Annotated in this window: 12 protein-coding genes and 2 pseudogenes; 6 read left to right on the top strand and 8 right to left on the bottom strand. The window is 65.7% G+C overall.

The features are described 5' to 3' along the window. Positions 1–36 precede the first annotated feature (36 nt). From AADZ55_RS10675 to cydC, 6 genes are all read left to right on the top strand, one after another. A complete protein-coding gene (locus AADZ55_RS10675; RefSeq protein WP_085324778.1) occupies positions 37–1,365 on the top strand; it encodes an adenylate/guanylate cyclase domain-containing protein in 1,329 nt (442 codons plus the stop codon). 27 nt (positions 1,366–1,392) lie between these two features. After that, positions 1,393–1,983 carry an HdeD family acid-resistance protein gene (locus AADZ55_RS10670; protein ID WP_085324777.1) on the top strand — a complete coding sequence of 197 codons (591 nt, stop codon included), beginning with the start codon at positions 1,393–1,395 and terminating at the stop codon, positions 1,981–1,983. Between the two features lie 78 nt (positions 1,984–2,061). Next, positions 2,062–3,519 carry a cytochrome ubiquinol oxidase subunit I gene (locus AADZ55_RS10665; RefSeq protein ID WP_085324776.1) on the top strand — a complete coding sequence of 486 codons (1,458 nt, stop codon included), beginning with the start codon at positions 2,062–2,064 and terminating at the stop codon, positions 3,517–3,519. 18 nt (positions 3,520–3,537) lie between these two features. Next, the gene (cydB, locus tag AADZ55_RS10660) at positions 3,538–4,578 is read left to right on the top strand and encodes a cytochrome d ubiquinol oxidase subunit II (RefSeq protein ID WP_085324775.1); all 1,041 of its coding nucleotides are present in this window, start codon (positions 3,538–3,540) and stop codon (positions 4,576–4,578) included. A 62-nt stretch (positions 4,579–4,640) separates the two neighbouring features. Further along, the gene (cydD, locus tag AADZ55_RS10655) at positions 4,641–6,263 is read left to right on the top strand and encodes a thiol reductant ABC exporter subunit CydD (RefSeq protein WP_278248592.1); all 1,623 of its coding nucleotides are present in this window, start codon (positions 4,641–4,643) and stop codon (positions 6,261–6,263) included. Further along, positions 6,260–8,038: a thiol reductant ABC exporter subunit CydC gene (cydC, locus tag AADZ55_RS10650; RefSeq protein ID WP_085324773.1), complete on the top strand. Its 1,779-nt coding sequence runs from the start codon at positions 6,260–6,262 to the stop codon at positions 8,036–8,038. Before cydD ends, cydC begins: the two co-directional genes overlap by 4 nt. Here cydC and AADZ55_RS10645 read toward each other — a convergent pair. The 8 genes and pseudogenes from AADZ55_RS10645 to trpB all read right to left on the bottom strand — a co-directional run bounded on the left by AADZ55_RS10645 (position 7,972) and on the right by trpB (position 16,853). Then, positions 7,972–9,428 (bottom strand): annotated as a pseudogene (locus tag AADZ55_RS10645) (bifunctional lysylphosphatidylglycerol flippase/synthetase MprF). The gene cydC and the pseudogene AADZ55_RS10645 sit on opposite strands and share 67 nt — an antisense overlap. 76 nt (positions 9,429–9,504) lie before the next feature. Continuing rightward, positions 9,505–10,389 carry an acyl-CoA thioesterase II gene (locus tag AADZ55_RS10640; RefSeq protein ID WP_085324772.1) on the bottom strand — a complete coding sequence of 295 codons (885 nt, stop codon included), beginning with the start codon at positions 10,387–10,389 and terminating at the stop codon, positions 9,505–9,507. Between the two features lie 52 nt (positions 10,390–10,441). Beyond that, positions 10,442–11,860, bottom strand: a complete 1,419-nt coding sequence (gene pyk, locus AADZ55_RS10635) for a pyruvate kinase (protein ID WP_085324771.1) — start codon at positions 11,858–11,860, stop codon at positions 10,442–10,444. A 111-nt stretch (positions 11,861–11,971) separates the two neighbouring features. Then, the gene (locus AADZ55_RS10630) at positions 11,972–12,403 is read right to left on the bottom strand and encodes a DUF2752 domain-containing protein (RefSeq protein ID WP_085324770.1); all 432 of its coding nucleotides are present in this window, start codon (positions 12,401–12,403) and stop codon (positions 11,972–11,974) included. Then, positions 12,393–12,787 (bottom strand): annotated as a pseudogene (locus AADZ55_RS10625) (NINE protein). The gene AADZ55_RS10630 and the pseudogene AADZ55_RS10625 overlap by 11 nt, the downstream one beginning before the upstream one ends. A gap of 282 nt (positions 12,788–13,069) precedes the next feature. Next, entirely contained in the window at positions 13,070–14,785 is a 1,716-nt protein-coding gene (locus AADZ55_RS10620; RefSeq protein ID WP_085324767.1) for a prolipoprotein diacylglyceryl transferase, read from the bottom strand. After that, a complete protein-coding gene (trpA, locus tag AADZ55_RS10615) occupies positions 14,785–15,597 on the bottom strand; it encodes a tryptophan synthase subunit alpha (protein ID WP_085324766.1) in 813 nt (270 codons plus the stop codon). Before trpA ends, AADZ55_RS10620 begins: the two co-directional genes overlap by 1 nt. Then, positions 15,597–16,853 (bottom strand): tryptophan synthase subunit beta, encoded by a 1,257-nt coding sequence (gene trpB, locus AADZ55_RS10610; RefSeq protein ID WP_085324765.1) that lies wholly within the window; start codon positions 16,851–16,853, stop codon positions 15,597–15,599. The genes trpA and trpB overlap by 1 nt, the downstream gene beginning before the upstream one ends. Positions 16,854–16,871: the final 18 nt, after the last annotated feature.

The raw sequence follows: 16,871 nt of genomic DNA, 5'->3' as shown, positions 1-16,871 counted from the left end.
TCGGTAGACCTTGAGCTAAACGGCTACGCTTTTGACGTGGCGGCTAAGAAGTGCGGCGCCCCACTAGCGTCAGACGCCTCGTCGCGACGCCCGGACTGTGTAGCGGCAGTGCGGGGGCAAACCCGCGCCCCCAGCCAGCACTACGCCGAAGCCGTCGCGCGCCGCCAGCGCATACTCAGCATCACCGCATGGCTGGCGGTGATGGTGAGTGCAAGCTTCATGCTCGTGCAACTGGCCACCGGGTCGTGGTCCTGGCAGGTCGGGCCGATCAACGTTGCCGCCGCGGTAGTCTTCGCGATCGTCCCGCTATTGCACCGCTACGGGGAATTGGTTGCGCCGCTTACGTTTATCGGCGCGGCGTATGTGTCCGTCTTCTGCATCGGCTGGGCCGTGGGCACCGGTTCGGGCACGCAGCTCTTCTTCCTGGTTGGGGCCTGTCTGGTGGTCCTGTTGGTGGGCATTGAGCACATCGCGTTGGCGGGCGGACTGGCGGCGGTCGCCGCGGGCCTGATCATGACGCTGGAGTTCACGGTCCCGCGCGATACCGGGTTGCAGCCGCCGTGGGCCCAGACCCTGGGTTTCGTCCTGACCACCGTCTCCGCGTGCGTGATGGTGGTCGCAACGGTGTGGTTCGCGCTGCGGGATACCGCACGCGCCGAGGAGGCCATGGAGGCCGAATACGAGCGCTCGGAGGCACTGCTGGCCAACATGTTGCCGGCCAGCATCGCCGAGCGACTCAAGGCGCCCGAGCGGCATGTCATCGCCGACAAGTACGACGAGGCCTCGGTCCTGTTCGCCGACATCGTTGGCTTCACCGAGCGCGCCAGCAACACCGCACCGGCCGATCTGGTGCGGTTCCTGGACCGCCTGTACAGCGCCTTCGACGCGCTGGTGGACAAGCACGGTCTGGAGAAAATCAAGGTCACCGGCGACTCTTACATGGTGGTCAGCGGGGTTCCACGACCACGGTCGGACCACGTCCAGGCGCTGGCGGACTTCGCGCTCGACATGGTCGGCGTCGCGGCCGGACTGACGGATCCGCATGGCCGCTCAGTGCCGTTGCGGGTGGGGCTGGCCACCGGACCGGTGGTCGCCGGCGTCGTGGGTTCTCGCCGGTTCTTTTACGACGTATGGGGCGACGCGGTCAATGTCGCGTCCCGGATGGAAACCACCGACTCGGCGGGACAAATCCAGGTGCCCGATGATGTCTACGTGCGCCTGAAGGACGACTTCGTGTTGCGGGAGCGCGGCCACATCAGCGTCAAGGGAAAAGGCGTCATGCGCACTTGGTATCTCCTCGGCCGCAAGGCAACCGCAGATTCTGGTGACGTGCTCGGGGGCGAACCACGCACGGCCCGGGTCTGACCGGCAAGCCTATGCCGGAACCGCCACATGTGTCACACTGCGCCCATGGAACCAAGCCCCGTCATGAGCCCTGTCCCCAGCTTGTTGCCGCATCTATGGAAATCCACCCTGGTATCGGGAATTCTGTCGCTGATCCTTGGCATCCTGGTACTGGCCTGGCCGGGAATATCCATCCTGGTTGCTGCCGTGGCGTTCGGTGTCTACCTCCTGATCACCGGCGTTGCGCAGGTCGCATTCGCGTTCAGCCTGCATGTTTCGGCGGGCAGCCGGATCCTGTTGTTCATCAGCGGTGCCGCCTCGCTCATCCTGGCCGTACTGGCCTTTCGCCATTTCGGTGACGCCGTCCTGCTGCTGGCCATCTGGATCGGCATCGGGTTCATATTCCGCGGCGTGGCCACCACCGTTTCCGCGGTTAGTGATCCGATGCTGCCGGGACGAGGATGGTCGATCTTCGTCGGGGTGATCAGCCTCATTGCCGGCATTGTCGTGATGGCGTCGCCGTTCGAATCCATCTGGATACTGGCGTTGGTCGTCGGCATCTGGCTCGTGGTGATCGGCGCATGTGAGATCGCGTCATCGTTCGCCATCCGCAAGGCATCGCAGACGCTGCACCGGTGACGCTGGCGCGGGCCCGCCCCCGTCTACTACACTTCGTCGTAGCCAATCAGTCGGCCCCGTAGTCCCGGGAGATGACAGATGAATGTCGTCGACATTTCGCGGTGGCAGTTCGGTATCACTACCGTCTACCACTTCATCTTCGTACCGCTTACCATCGGCCTGGCCCCCCTGATCGCCGTCATGCAAACGCTGTGGGTCGTTACCGACAACCCCGCCTGGTATCGCCTCACCAAATTCTTCGGCAAGTTGTTCCTGATCAACTTCGCCATCGGCGTAGCGACCGGGATCGTGCAGGAATTTCAGTTCGGCATGAACTGGAGCGAGTACTCCCGGTTCGTCGGCGATGTCTTCGGCGCCCCGCTGGCCATGGAGGGCCTAGCCGCGTTCTTCTTCGAATCCACCTTCATCGGGCTGTGGATCTTCGGCTGGAGCAGGCTGCCCCGGCTGGTGCATCTGGCATGCATCTGGATTGTCGCAATCGCGGTCAACGTGTCCGCGTTCTTCATCATCGCGGCAAACTCGTTCATGCAGCATCCGGTCGGCGCGCACTACAACCCCGCCACCCGGCGCGCCGAGTTGAACAGCATCACGGCGCTGCTTGCCAATAACACTGCGCAAGCGGCGTTTTTCCACGCCGTCACCGGTGCGCTGCTGACCGCGGGGACCTTCGTCGCCGCGGTGAGCGCCTGGTGGCTGGTCCGTTCGAGTACGGCCCACACCGGCGCCGAAACCCAAGGGATGTATCGGCCCGCCACCATCCTGGGGTGTTGGGTTGCGCTGGGGGCCACCGCCGGTTTGTTCTTCACCGGCGACCACCAAGGCAAGCTGATGTTCCAGCAACAACCGATGAAAATGGCTTCGGCGGAATCGCTGTGCGACACCCAAACCGATCCGGACTTCTCCATCCTCACGGTCGGCAGGCAGAACAACTGCGACAGCCTCACCCGTGTCATCGAGGTGCCCTACGTGCTGCCGTTCCTCGCCGAAGGCCGGACCAGCGGCGTCACGTTGCAGGGTGTCCGCGATCTGCAGCGGGAGTACCAACAGCGCTTCGGACCAAACGACTACCGGCCCAACCTGTTCGTCACCTACTGGTCGTTCCGCATGATGATCGGGTTGATGGCGATCCCGGTTCTGTTCGCGTTGGTTGCGCTCTGGCTCACCCGTGGCGGCCGGATCCCCGATCAGCGGTGGTTCTCCTGGCTGGCGCTGCTGACCATTCCCGCTCCTTTCCTGGCTAACAGCGCCGGGTGGGTGTTCACCGAGATGGGTCGCCAGCCCTGGGTCGTCGTCCCCAACCCGACCGGCGATCAGCTGGTTCGACTCACCGTCACACAAGGCGTCTCGGATCACGCCGCCCCGGTGGTCGTCACCTCCCTAGTGACGTTCACCCTGGTCTACGCGACGCTCGCGGTCATCTGGTGCTGGCTACTCAAGCGCTACATCGTCGAAGGTCCCCTGGAACACGACGCCGAACCGGCTGCGCCCGCGTCTCCCGGCGCCGACGAGGTGGCGCCACTGTCTTTCGCCTACTGACCCGAGAGGAGCTGACCGGTGGGACTCCAAGAATTGTGGTTCGGTGTCATCGCGGCGCTGTTCGTCGGTTTCTTCATCCTGGAGGGTTTCGACTTCGGCGTGGGCATGCTGATGAAGCCGTTCGCACACGTCGGCGTCGGTGATCCGGAGACCCACCGACGCACGGCACTCAACACCATCGGACCGGTCTGGGACGGCAACGAAGTCTGGCTGATCACTGCCGGCGCAGCCATATTCGCCGCGTTTCCCGGCTGGTATGCGGCTGTGTTCTCCACGCTGTATCTACCGCTGCTGGCGATCCTGTTCGGCATGATCCTGCGCGCCGTCGCCATCGAATGGCGCGGCAAGATCGACGACCCGAAATGGCGGGCCGGGGCGGACTTCGGGATCGCGGCGGGATCCTGGCTGCCCGCTGTGCTGTGGGGTGTGGCGTTCGCCGTTCTGGTTCGCGGACTCCCGGTGGACGCGACCGGCCATGTTTCCCTGTCGATCGGCGACGTGCTCAATGCCTACACGCTGCTGGGCGGTTTGGCCACGGCCGGGCTGTTCCTGCTCTACGGTGCGGTGTTCGTCGCTTTGAAAACCTCCGGGCCGATCCGCGACGATGCGTATCGATTCGCTGCGTGGCTGTCGCTTCCAGTGACGATACTGGTTGCGGGCTTTGGACTTTGGACGCAGTTGTCGTACGGCAAGGACTGGACCTGGCTGGTGCTGGCGGTGGCGGTGTTCGCGCAGGCGGCGGCGGTGGTATTGGCGTGGCGGCGCACATCAGACGGCTGGGCGTTCGTATGCACATTGGTGGTGGTGGCGGCCGTGGTGGTGCTGCTGTTCGGCGCGCTGTACCCGAACCTGGTGCCCTCAACGCTGAGTCACCAGTGGAGCCTGACGATCTACAACGCGTCATCGACCCCCTACACCCTCAAGATCATGACTTGGGTGACGGCGTTCTTCGCGCCACTGACGGTGGCGTACCAGGCATGGACGTATTGGGTTTTCCGGCAACGGATCTCAACCGAACGGATACCGCCGCCCATCGGTTTGGCGAGGCGCGCGTCCTGACCACCAAGGCCTCGAAAGCGCGGGCGCCCCTGGATCCCCGACTGTGGCGGGCATCGGCCGCGTTGCGCCGCTATCTGGCCAGCACGGTGGCCTGCGGCGTCGGAATCTCCGGCTGCGCGGTCGGCTCGGCGATCGTGCTGGCGAGCATCGTCGCCGGCGTCGTTCCCGACCCCGCCGACCCCGGGATGTCCAGCCTGCGCGGCTGGCTGGGACCGCTATCAATCCTGTTGGCGCTGTGGGGGCTACGTGCCACGATGCAGTGGCTACAGGCACGCCTGGCCCAGCGCGGTGCCAGCGCAGTGATCGCCGAGCTGTCCGGTCAGGTGCTGAGGGCGGTGACCGCCCGACAGCCCAGCGAACTGGCTGCGCAGCGAGACGCCGCCGCGGTGGTGGTTACCCGGGGTCTGGACGGCTTGCGGCCCTACTTCACTGCTTATCTGCCGGCCTTGCTGCTCGCGGCGATCCTGACGCCTGCCACGGTGGCGGTGATCGCGCTCTATGACCTGGAGTCGATGGCGATCGTGGTGATCACGCTGCCCCTGGTACCGGTCTTCATGGTGTTGGTCGGGCTGGCTACCGCCGACCGCTCGGCGGCCGCGCTGGCCGCCATGAGCACCGTCCAGGCTCGGTTATTGGACCTGATCGCGGGCATCCCCACGCTGCGGGCGCTGGGCCGCGCCTGTGGCCCGGAACGACGCATCGCGGCACTGTCCGCCGCCCACCGTCGATCGGCGATGGCGACGCTGCGGATCGCGTTCTTGTCGGCCCTGGTGCTCGAATTGCTGGCCACCCTCGGTGTGGCCCTGGTCGCGGTCGGCATCGGGCTGCGGCTGGTGTTCGGGGAGATGAGCCTGACCGCCGGTTTGACGGTCCTGCTGCTGGCGCCGGATGTGTATTGGCCGCTGCGTCGCATTGGCGTCGAGTTCCATGCCGCGGCGGACGGCAGAGCCGCGGCCGACAAGGCATTCGCGCTGCTCGACGAGTCAGCCTCACCAATACCGGGACGCACTCAGTGGCCAAGGACGGTAACCGCCCGCGGCGCGGTGATTCGCCTGGAGAACCTCAGTGTCACCGGCCGAGACGGCCGCTCGCCGTGTGGCCTCACCGCGGAGATCGAACCCGGTCGAGTGACGGTGCTGACCGGACGAAACGGCGCGGGCAAGAGCACGACGTTGCAAGCGATCGCCGGACTCACCGCGCCGTCGTCAGGACGAATCACTGTCGCCGGAGTCGACGTCGCCAATCTGGCGCCCGCCGCGTGGTGGCCGCAATTGTCCTGGCTGCCACAGCGGCCGGTGCTGGTCCCGGGAACCGTCCGGGACAACTTGGTTCTGCTTGGCGATTTGGCGGACCTCGACAGCGCGTGTGCCGCGGCCGGATTCGACGCGGTACTGGACGAGTTGCCCAGTGGGCTGGATACCGTGCTGGGGCGCGGGGGTGTCGGGTTGTCCCTGGGGCAGCGGCAACGGCTGGGCTTGGCCCGCGCGCTTGGATCGCCGGCCGCCGTGCTGCTGCTCGACGAGCCGACCGCGCACCTGGATGCCCCTGCCGAACAGCGCGTGCTGAGCGCCGTGGTCCAGCGTGCCCGCGCCGGTGCGACGGTGCTGGTCGTCGCCCATCGCGAGCAAGTCGTCGCGGTCGGTGACCGGATCGTCGAGGTCGCCTCGGATGGTTGCCGACGATGAAGCCCGTCCCACGTCGGTCCGATCCCACGGCGACCACAAGCGCGGCCGAGCCGGGTGCAGCGGGTCGCCGGCAGCGGGTCCTGCCCACCGCAGCTGGGCTGCTGCGTCCCCGGCTGCCCCGGATCAGCGCGGCCATCGCGCTGGGAGTGCTGTCACTGGGCAGCGCGCTGGCGCTGGCCGGGGTTTCGGCGTGGCTGATCACCCGGGCCTGGCAGATGCCGCCCGTCCTGGACCTGTCCGTGGCGGTCGTGGCGGTGCGGACGTTCGCGATTTCCCGGGGCGTGCTGCACTACTGCGAGCGACTGGCCACCCACGACACCGCACTACGGGCCGCCGGCCGGGCCCGCACGCTCATTTACCAGCGGCTGGCACATGGACCGGCGGAAGCCGCCGTCCGGCCGCGTAGTGGTGACCTGGTTGCATGCGTCGGCGCTGACGTCGACGAACTGGCCAACATGCTGGTGCGTGCCCTGGTACCGATGGCCGTCGCGGGGGTGCTGGCGGTGGCCGCGACCACGGTCGTCGCGGCCATTTCGCTGCCGGCCGCCGCGGTCCTGGCCGTCTGCCTGCTGGTTGCCGGTGTTGTCGCGCCCCGGTTTGCCGGCAGAGCCGCGGCAACACAGGAGGCAATTGCCCGGCAACATCATTCCGAGCGCGACACATCGGCAATGATTGCGCTTGAGCATGCCGCCGAACTTCGCATCGCCGGCGCGCTGCGAGATGTCATCGCCGAATCGCAACGGCGCCAACATGCCTGGGGTGATGCGCTGGACGCCGCCGCACGACCCGCCGCCGTCGCCGCGGCGATGCCGACCGCGGCAATCGGGGTCAGCGTGCTGGGCGCGGTGGTGGCCGGTATCGGCATGGCCCCTGCCGTCACGCCCACCACTCTGGCCGTCCTGATGTTGTTGCCGCTGTCCGCATTTGAGGCCACGGTTCAACTACCCGCCGCCGCCGTCCAGCTGACGAGGTCGCGCATCGCCGCCCGTCGCCTGCTCGACCTGACTCCGTCAATGGGCCCCCAAGCGACCGAATCCACGTTGTCGGCACCACTGCCCGTGGGTACCGGGCGGTTAACTGCCGACTTCTATTCCGGCCACCAGGCGGCGCAGTCGATCCGGGTGACGATCGACCTACCGCCGGGCGCCAGGCTGGCCGTCACCGGCGCGAGCGGCTCCGGCAAGACGACGCTGCTGATGACGCTGGCCGGCTTGTTGCCGCCGGCGCATGGACGGGTGCTACTGGACGAGGTGGACCTGAGCGACTTCGATATCGATGTATTGCCCAGCGCTGTCAGCTTTTTCGCTGAGGATGCACACATCTTCGCCACCACCGTCCGGGACAACCTGCTAACCGCCCGCGGAGACTGCCCGGATGACGAACTGACCGAAGCCCTGGACCGCGTCGGCCTCAGCGGATGGCTCGCCAGTCTGCCCGAGGGTCTATCGACGGTGTTGACCGGTGGCGCGCAAGCGGTCTCGGCGGGGCAACGCAGGAGGTTACTGCTAGCCCGGGCGGTGCTTTCCCCCGCCCGGATCGTGCTGCTCGACGAACCCTCCGAGCACCTCGACGCCCCCGCCGCCGACCTGGTTCTCCGCGATCTGCTGGCCCCAGACTCCCGGCTGATGACCGCCCAACGGACCGTGGTGGTAGCTACTCACCAGCTGCCCACCGACATTGAGTGCGCCGAACTGTCCATTGGAACGGCTCAGAGGTGTCGCCGTCGCGGCATGAACTCCAGGGACAACAAGACCAACGCCAACGGAATGACCTGAGCCATCGATATCAGCACGTAACGCCGCTCCGCAAGCGCGTGGAACTTGCGCAGATATCGGTACAGCGATTCGAGAGCGATCAACGGATCGAGAATATGGATCAGCGCATAGCAGACACGCTGCAGCCCGCTGCGCTTCTTGTTGTCGAAAAGCTCGGGGAATGCGGCGAACGCCAACGATAACCGTTGTACTCCAGCATCTTTGGCCGCCGCAATCATGTCGGCGCTCAGCCGCTCGTCGATCCCGTTCGGGGCCCCGCGGCGCCGCCACGGAACATCCAGGGAGATGTCGCTGCCGTCGCCGGCGGTTGCGTACCGGTGGAAGCCTTGCACCCGGCCTGACGCGTCCCTCGCGATGATCAGCTGAATTCCGGGGTATCGACCCTCCAGGACCCCGTCGAGGTTCATACAAAAGCCACGATCGGTGTGGGCGCCGCTCGGTGAAGCCAGCAGCACCTCGGTCAGCTCCGCCAGCCGCTGGTCGTCGAGTTCCTGTTCGGCCACGATCTCGGTCGTGATTCCGAAGTTGTGGGTGCGTTTCACCGCTTGCCGCAAGTTGCGGAATCGACGCCCGGTCGTCGCGAAGCTGGACACGTCGATGACGACATCCCGGCCGATCGGTATTGGCCGCAGCGACTGCCCGAGCACGGCGGGGTCGCCCCACAGCCGGAGCCGTCGCTCACTGCACCCCACGACCACGATTCGCCAGCCGTGCATGTGGCACATGGCCGCGAAATCCGCGACCAACTCGGGGAACTGCGCCTCATCGCCGATCGGGTCGCCGCTGACCACCGCGTACCCGATCCGGGTTCGATACGCCAGGGCCGCGGTGCCGGCCGCGCTGAAGTGATGGCACTTGCCTGCCTGCATGGCAAACGGAGCCAGCGAGTCCGTGCTGGTGGCATTGATCAATGCCCATACGCGGGGCAGATCTTCGGGTCGCGGATGCGCCGACGTCGGCCACATCAACGCCCATCCCGACCCGGCTATCAGCACCTCACCGAGCAGATCGAAGAACAACACATGGGCAGCCAGTCCGCCGAGCAGAAACAGCCCGGCGACGGTCGCGTGCATCGCCGTGACCGGGCGGCCCAGGAAGATGCCGCGAGCAATGAATGCCACCGCTGCCAGGACGGTCAGCGACCAGCCCAATCGACCCGCCGCCGCCCAGTCCGCATGCCGGTAGTCGCCGGCGAGCAGCGCGATCAGCCAGCATGTCGCACACACCAGCGCCAACGCACCGATCCAGCGGGCCATGCGCGAATCGACGTGAACGACTACCCGTTCACGACCGCGGAGCCGCGGTACGACATCGACCGGCCCCACGTTCACAGCCACCTCCGGGTTCGCTCGCTGGCAATTCAGCCGGGTTCGCCCGTCGCTGCCGCCATCGGACACATCGCTATCAGGAACGTTACGCCTGATCACGGCCATGCCGAGTCGAAATCCGACGGGTGTCCCACCTCTCTATCGGGGGGAGGCGGGGAAATATTTCAGCACGCCCTCCTGGACCACGGTGGCGATGAGTTTCCCCGAGCGATCGAAGAAATGGCCGGAACCCAGCCCGCGGGAATCGACGGCCACCGGCGACGACGTCGAGTAGAGCACCCAGTCATCGAAGTTGACCTGCCGGTGAAACCACACCGAGTGATTGGCAGACGCCGCAAAGATCCGGTCGAAACCCCACGAAAGACCATGGGTGGTAATGACCGAGTCCAGCACGGTGGTGTCCGAGGAATACAGCATTGTCGCCGTATGCAGCACCGGGTCGTCAGGCATCTCCCCCAGCGCCTTGACCCAGACCCGGTTGTAGGCAAGCCGATCACCCTTATCCCGCATGATCCAGGCCGGGTCGTTGGTGTAGCGCCATTCGATCGGTTGCAACGCCTTGACGAAATGCGGGACGGTCTCCTCGTAGCCGCGCAATAGCTCGCCGATCGGCGGCCGCATCTGGGGCTCCACCACCTCCGGCGGAGCCACAGCATGCTCAAGCCCGCGACCACCGGACATGTACGACACCATCGCCGAGGACAACAGCGTGCCGTCCTGCACCGCGTCGACGCGCCGGTTGGCGAAGCGCCGCTCATCGCGCAATCGCACCACGTGGAACTCGATGTCTTTGGCCGTGTCACCGCCGTTGATGAAGTGCACTGAGAATGCGCTGGGCGGTAGATCGTGGCGGGGCAGTGTGCGGCTGCTCGCGACGAACGACTGCGCCATGAGCTGACCACCGAATGTTCGCAACGGGTTCTTGCTGGGATGCGATCCGATGAACAGATCGTCGGCGACCGCGTTAAGGTCCAGGACCGCCAGGAGTTCATCGAAATCGGACATGGGTTTACCGGCAGGCACGGCCTGCTCTTCGCTCCTTCGGGCGCGATTCGATGGCCCGCTTGTCGCCGGACTAGACGTCGTCTTCCCCGATCCGGTGCACGTGGATCAGGTTGGTCGAGCCCACTGTGCCCGGCGGCGCACCCGCGACGATGACCACCAGGTCGCCACGCTTGTAGCGACCGAGTTCGAGCAGCGACTTGTCGACCTGACGGATCATGCCATCCGTGGACTGCATCTTCGGGACGATGAACGTCTCGGTGCCCCAGGTCATAGCCAGTTGGCTGCGCACCTCCGGCCACGCGGTGAAGGCGAGTAGCGGAAGCGGGGTATGCAGGCGGGCCAGTCGCCGCACGGTGTCGCCGGACTGGGTGAACGCGACCAGGGCCTTGGCGTCGAGTCGCTCGCCGATGTCGCGCGCCGCATACGAGATCACCCCGCGTTTGGTCCGGGGTATGTGCGTCAACGGCGGTGCGGCCGTTGAATTTTCCTCGACCGCGCAGATGATTCGCGACATTGTCCGGACCGCCAACAGCGGGTACTTCCCCACCGACGTTTCCCCGGACAACATCAGGGCGTCCGCACCGTCGAGCACGGCGTTGGCGACGTCGGAGGCCTCGGCTCGGGTCGGCCGGGAGTTCTCGATCATCGAGTCGAGCATTTGGGTCGCCACGATGACTGGTTTGGCGTTCTCGCGGGCCATCTGGATGGCCCGCTTCTGCACCAACGGGACCTCTTCCAGCGGAAGTTCAACTCCTAGGTCGCCGCGAGCGACCATGACGGCGTCGAACGCCAGCACGATAGCTTCGAGATTGTCGATAGCTTCCGGCTTCTCCAGCTTGGCGATCACCGGCACCCGTCGCCCGATGCGATCCATCACCTCGTGGACCAGCTCGACATCGGACGGCGAGCGGACGAAGGATAGCGCCACCATGTCGACGCCGAGGTTCAGCGCGAACGTGAGATCCTCGATGTCCTTCTCCGACAAGGCCGGGGCGGTCACGTTCATTCCCGGTAGCGAGATGCCCTTGTTGTCACTGACCGGGCCACCTTCGACGACGGTGCAGACCACGTCGTCGCCCTCGATGGCGTCGACCACCAATCCGACCTTGCCGTCATCGACCAACACCCGGTCGCCGGCTTCCGCGTCCTGGGCCAACCGCTTGTAGGTGGTCGACACCCGGTCGTGGCTGCCTGGGCAGTCACTGACGGTGATCCGAACCGTTTCGCCGTCGGCCCAATAGGTGGGTCCGGTGGCGAAGCGTCCCAGCCTGATCTTTGGGCCCTGCAGGTCGGCGAGCACTCCGACCGCACGCCCGGTGGCATCGGAGGCTATCCGGACCCGCTCGTAGGCGACCTTGTGATCGTCGTAGTCGCCGTGGCTGAAGTTCATTCGGGCGACGTCCATTCCGGCCTCGACCAGCGCTCTGACCAAGTCGTCCCGCTGGGTGGCCGGACCGAGGGTGCAGACGATCTTCCCGCGTCTTATCACGACGACACAGCATAGTCGCGCCGGTGATACTGGCGGCAGCGGCCGGGTAGCGCACCGACCAACACAACCGCGGGCGGCCCGGCCAACCAGCCGCACCGGTGCGGCGATGGGCTAATTGCCCGGCACCAACGGGAAACCCGGCAGGTTACGCAGCACCGTCCACGCGATAACCGCAATCGCAACCGCGATCATCACCGGTATCGGCAGCGCTGTTCGGCCTTGGCGGCGGCGCAGCACGAGCCAACCGGCCAGCACGGGGCTGCCGACAAGCAGGAAGACGTTGTCGTTGATGCTGGCCGCCAGCTCACCGTGCATCAGATCGTGCGTCATCCGCAGGCCGCCACACGCGGGGCAGTTCCAGCCGGTGAGCAACTTGAATGGACACGGTGGATACAGCGAATTCGTGTTGTGCGGGTCGACGAGTGCGATGTAGCCGAGCGCGCCGATCAGCAGCGCGCCGGTGCTGGCTGCCGCGTAGCGACCATGGCGCCGGCCCCGCTGCGCACCCGCTGTCGGTGCGCCGGAGGCCCGGCTAGGTCCCATCGCGCAACGGGCGACCCCACGGATCGCCGACTTTGTCGGTCAGTATCAGCAACGCGTCGATGACGCCCCAGATGACAGCACCCAATCCGCACGTCAGCCAGCCCACGAGCAGCTGCGCGATACCCAGCCCGGTGTGGCCCAGGTAGATTCGCCCGATCCCAGCGATGCCAACCAGTCCAAGCAACTGCAACAGACCAGCGACAATCTTCGACTTGTCCGAAAATGGTTGGCCGGTAACGGGGTGCCGCCCAAATGGCGCCGACGGATCGAAGTAGGACCCAGGCCCGGGATATTGCGGATATTGCGGTGGATACCCAGATGGCGGCGATTGCCAACCCGGCTCGGAGGCACCGTACTGTCGGGGATCGGTCACGCTTTTAGCATGCCAGATCGAGCCGGACTTGCGACTCGGCCGGCAGTCTCGACCCCTTGCGCCGGACGCAGGTGCGCCCGATCCGGCTGCGGGTCGACCCGTTGGTGACGCAGGGGTCTGCGCAGGCGCTGCCCGGCGGCGCTGAGGATCTGCAGCACCGGCTGGATGCCTATGACCTCGCGAATGAATCCGCCGAAGTTGTCCGTCGCTATGACCTCTTCTGTGGCGCGACTGCGAGCGCTAGTGTCGCCCGCCGACAACCACCGCACCACCGAGGGGCCGCGCAGCTGCCGTCATTGTTGTCGCCGTCCGAGCCTCCACCAGCGGCGTCGTCTTTGACTGAGATCGCGCTCGACTTGCGTGCTGTCTGGCGCCGCGGTGTCGTTCCCAGGTTCGGTGACCGCCGACTCATCCGGCGAGCCCGCGTCGCCCTTCTCATCGGGTTCGTCGGGCACCGCCGCTTCGGCACTCTGGACGCTCGCCTGCTCTGTGTGAAGCTCAGCCGGCTCGCTCGACGCCTCCGGCTCGGTTTCGTCGTTCACCTCGGAAGCCAGCTGCCCTGGCTCATCGACCGCGGCCAATGCGGTTTCGACGTCGTCGTGTTGTGCGGGCGCCTCACCCGCGGAGTCACCCGCTTCTTCCCGCTCAATGTCGGGTTCGGACTCCTCGGCGACCTCGGCGACTCCCGCCTCGACGACTTCAGACTCGGCAGCCTCCGCTTCCGCTGCGGACTCTGCAGCTTCTGATTCCGCGGCCACGCCCTCTTGCGCCTCGGGGGCTGTGACTTCAACCTCTTGCGCCTCGGGCTCGGCGGTTTCGAGTTCTTCCGCCTCGGCTTCCGAAGCTTCGGGCTCGACGGCTTCGGCTTCGGCTTCGGCCCCCGGAAGTTCAGCTTCTTCCCCCTCGGCCTCGAGGTCGGTTTCGGGCTCGGCGACTTCGGCTTTCTCAGTCACCGCGTCAGGGGCTTGCGCTTTCGTGGTCTCGGGTTCGGCAGGCTCGGCAGATTGCCTGGTTTCCGCGGCATCATCCGGTTGGTCGGATTCACCCGGGGCAACCGGCCCAACGGCGGTCGCGGCGGACCCGGAAGCAACCGACGCGAGTTCTGCTGCCGGTTGGGATTCCAGCGAGTCGCCGGCCACATACTCGCTGCCACCCAGGGCCGCCCGATCCTCACGACCCTTTGGCGCCAAGAGGATATAGACCACGGCGCCGATGAACACGAAGGTCGACGTGAACGAATTGATCCGGATGCCGGCAATGAGTGTGGCTGGATCGTCGCGCAGGAGCTCAACGCAGAATCGGCCCATGCAGTAGAGAGCAACATAGAACCCGAACAACCGCCCGTGGCCGATAGTGAACCGGCGGTCGATGTAGATCAATGCTGCGAATACCAAAACGTTCCAGATCAATTCGTAGAGGAACGTCGGTTGCACGACGAACGCCACCTGCCCCGTTGAGACGCCGTCAAGAGAATGAACATCGATGAATCCAGTGGGATCTCGACGATAGAAGATCTCCAGGCCCCACGGCGCAACGGTCTCCCGGCCGTAAAGCTCCTGGTTGAAGTAGTTTCCGAGGCGACCGATGGCCTGCGCCAAGACGACTCCCGGCGCCACCGCGTCAAGGAAGACGGGTAGCGGGATGCCACGACGCCGGCAGCCAATCCACGCGCCGACGACACCGAGGGCGATCGCACCCCAGATCCCCAGGCCCCCATCCCAGATTCGCATCGCTGCGCCCAGCCCGGCGCCATCGTCGCCGAAATATGTCTGCCAGTCCGTGGCCAGGTGATAGAGCCGGCCGCCAATCAAGCCGAAAGGCACAGCCCACAAAGCAATGTCGTAGGTCATGCCGCGCTCGCCGCCGCGGGCAACCAAACGTCGATCCCCGATCAGCAGTGCGACAATGATGCCGGTGATGATGCAAACCGCGTAGGCGCGAACGGGTAGCGGCCCAAGGTGCCAAACCCCGCGTGGTGGGCTGGGAATATAGGTGGGCAACACCCCCATCATGCGGACATCCCTTGTCGTACACCGGCAGCGAGCTCTTCGGTCAGCCCCCGCAATCTAGGCAATCCGTCGGCTAGCGCCGACACCAATGCGGAACCGACGATGACACCGTCGGCATAGCGGGCGATCTGCGCGGCTTGCGCACGCGACCGCACACCCAGACCGACGCCGACCGGTATGTCAGAAACCGCCTTCACCCGGCCCACCAGTTCGGGTGCGGCCTGCGACACCGCATCACGGGCCCCTGTCACCCCCATTGTCGACGCCGCGTAAACGAATCCACGCGACGCCTCGACGGTAGCTGCCAAGCGCTCTGGCGTTGACGACGGCGCGACCAGGAAGATGCGATCCAACCCATGTTCCTCGGATGCCACGAGCCATTGTTGCGCTTCGTCGGGAATGAGATCGGGCGTGATGAGGCCGAGTCCCCCGACCGCCGCCAGATCCCGCGCGAATGCATCAACCCCGTAGCGCAGCACGGGATTCCAGTAGGTCATCACCACCGCACGTCCGCCGGCCGTGCTGATGGCCTCGACGGCGGCCAGGGTATCCCGAACCCGCACTCCCCCACGAAGCGCCGCCTCGGTGGCCCTGGCGATGGTAGGACCATCCATCCCCGGATCCGAATACGGAATCCCGACTTCGATCAGGTCGCAACCGGATTCGACCAATGCCGTCATCGCGGCCACCGACGCCGGCACATCCGGGTAGCCCGTTGGCAGGTAGCCGATCAGTGCTGCCCGGTTATCGGCGCGGCAGGAGTCGAAAACCGGCCTGAGCCTGCTTGCCTCGCTCTGTTCCACAGTCATCATCAGCCGTTGTCCAGCAAGCCGAACCACCGGGCGGCCGTCTCGACATCCTTGTCGCCGCGACCCGACAGGTTCACCACAATCACCGCGCCCCTCCCCAACTCAACGCCCAGCTTGAGTGCGCCGGCTACCGCGTGCGCGGATTCAATGGCCGGGATTATGCCCTCCATCCGACACAGCAGGCCGAACGCATCCATCGCCTCGGAGTCGGTGATCGGCCGGTAGTCGACGCGCCCGGTCTCCTTGAGCCACGCGTGTTCCGGGCCCACCCCGGGATAATCCAGACCCGCCGAGATTGAATGGGATTCAATGGTCTGGCCGTCCTCGTCCTGCAGCAAATACGAGTACGACCCCTGGAACGCCCCGGGCGATCCACCGGTGAAGGTCGCGGCGTGCCGGCCGGTCTCGACGCCGTCACCTGCCGCCTCGAATCCGACCAAGCGCACACCGGGATCATCGAGGAATGCGTGGAAGATGCCAATGGCATTGGACCCACCTCCGACACACGCCACGACAGCATCAGGCAACCGACCAGCTTGCCCCTGGATCTGCACGCGTGTCTCCATGCCGATGATCCGCTGGAAATCTCGCACCATGGTTGGGAACGGATGCGGTCCGGCCGCAGTACCAAAGCAGTAGTAGGTGTTGTCGGCGTTGGTGACCCAATCCCGGAACGCGTCGTTGATGGCGTCTTTGAGCGTCTTCGAGCCCGTCTGCACCGCGACGACCTTGGCACCGAGCAGTCGCATTCGCGCCACGTTGAGTGCCTGACGCGCGGTGTCGACCGCACCCATGTAGATGACACAGTCCAGGCCGAGCAACGCACATGCAGTGGCCGTGGCGACCCCGTGCTGGCCGGCACCGGTCTCGGCGATCACCCGGGTCTTGCCCATCCGACGAGCCAGCAGTGCCTGACCGAGCACGTTGTTGATCTTGTGAGAACCGGTGTGGTTCAGGTCTTCTCGCTTCAAGAAAATTCGTGCCGAACCGGCGTTCTGGCTCAATCGAGTCGCCTCGTATAGGGGCGACGGCCGGCCGGCGTAGTGCACCTGAAGCTTGTCGAGGTTGTCCAGAAAGTCCGGGTTCACGCGCTCTTTTTCGTAGGCGGCGGTAACCTCCTCGATCACCGCCATCAGCGCCTCGGGAACGTAGCGACCACCGTAAACGCCGAAATGACCACCTGAATCAGGATCGTGGCTGGTCCGTTCGGCGATGGCAGCACTTGTGCGCGGGAGATCCGGGCCGGATAGATCTGCCATCACCAGGGCTCAACGTGC

Source organism: Mycobacterium decipiens (genome assembly GCF_963853665.1).
GTDB lineage: Bacteria > Actinomycetota > Actinomycetes > Mycobacteriales > Mycobacteriaceae > Mycobacterium > Mycobacterium decipiens.
Note: the sequence above shows the minus strand (reverse complement) of the source record. Positions and strands in the feature narration are given on the sequence as shown.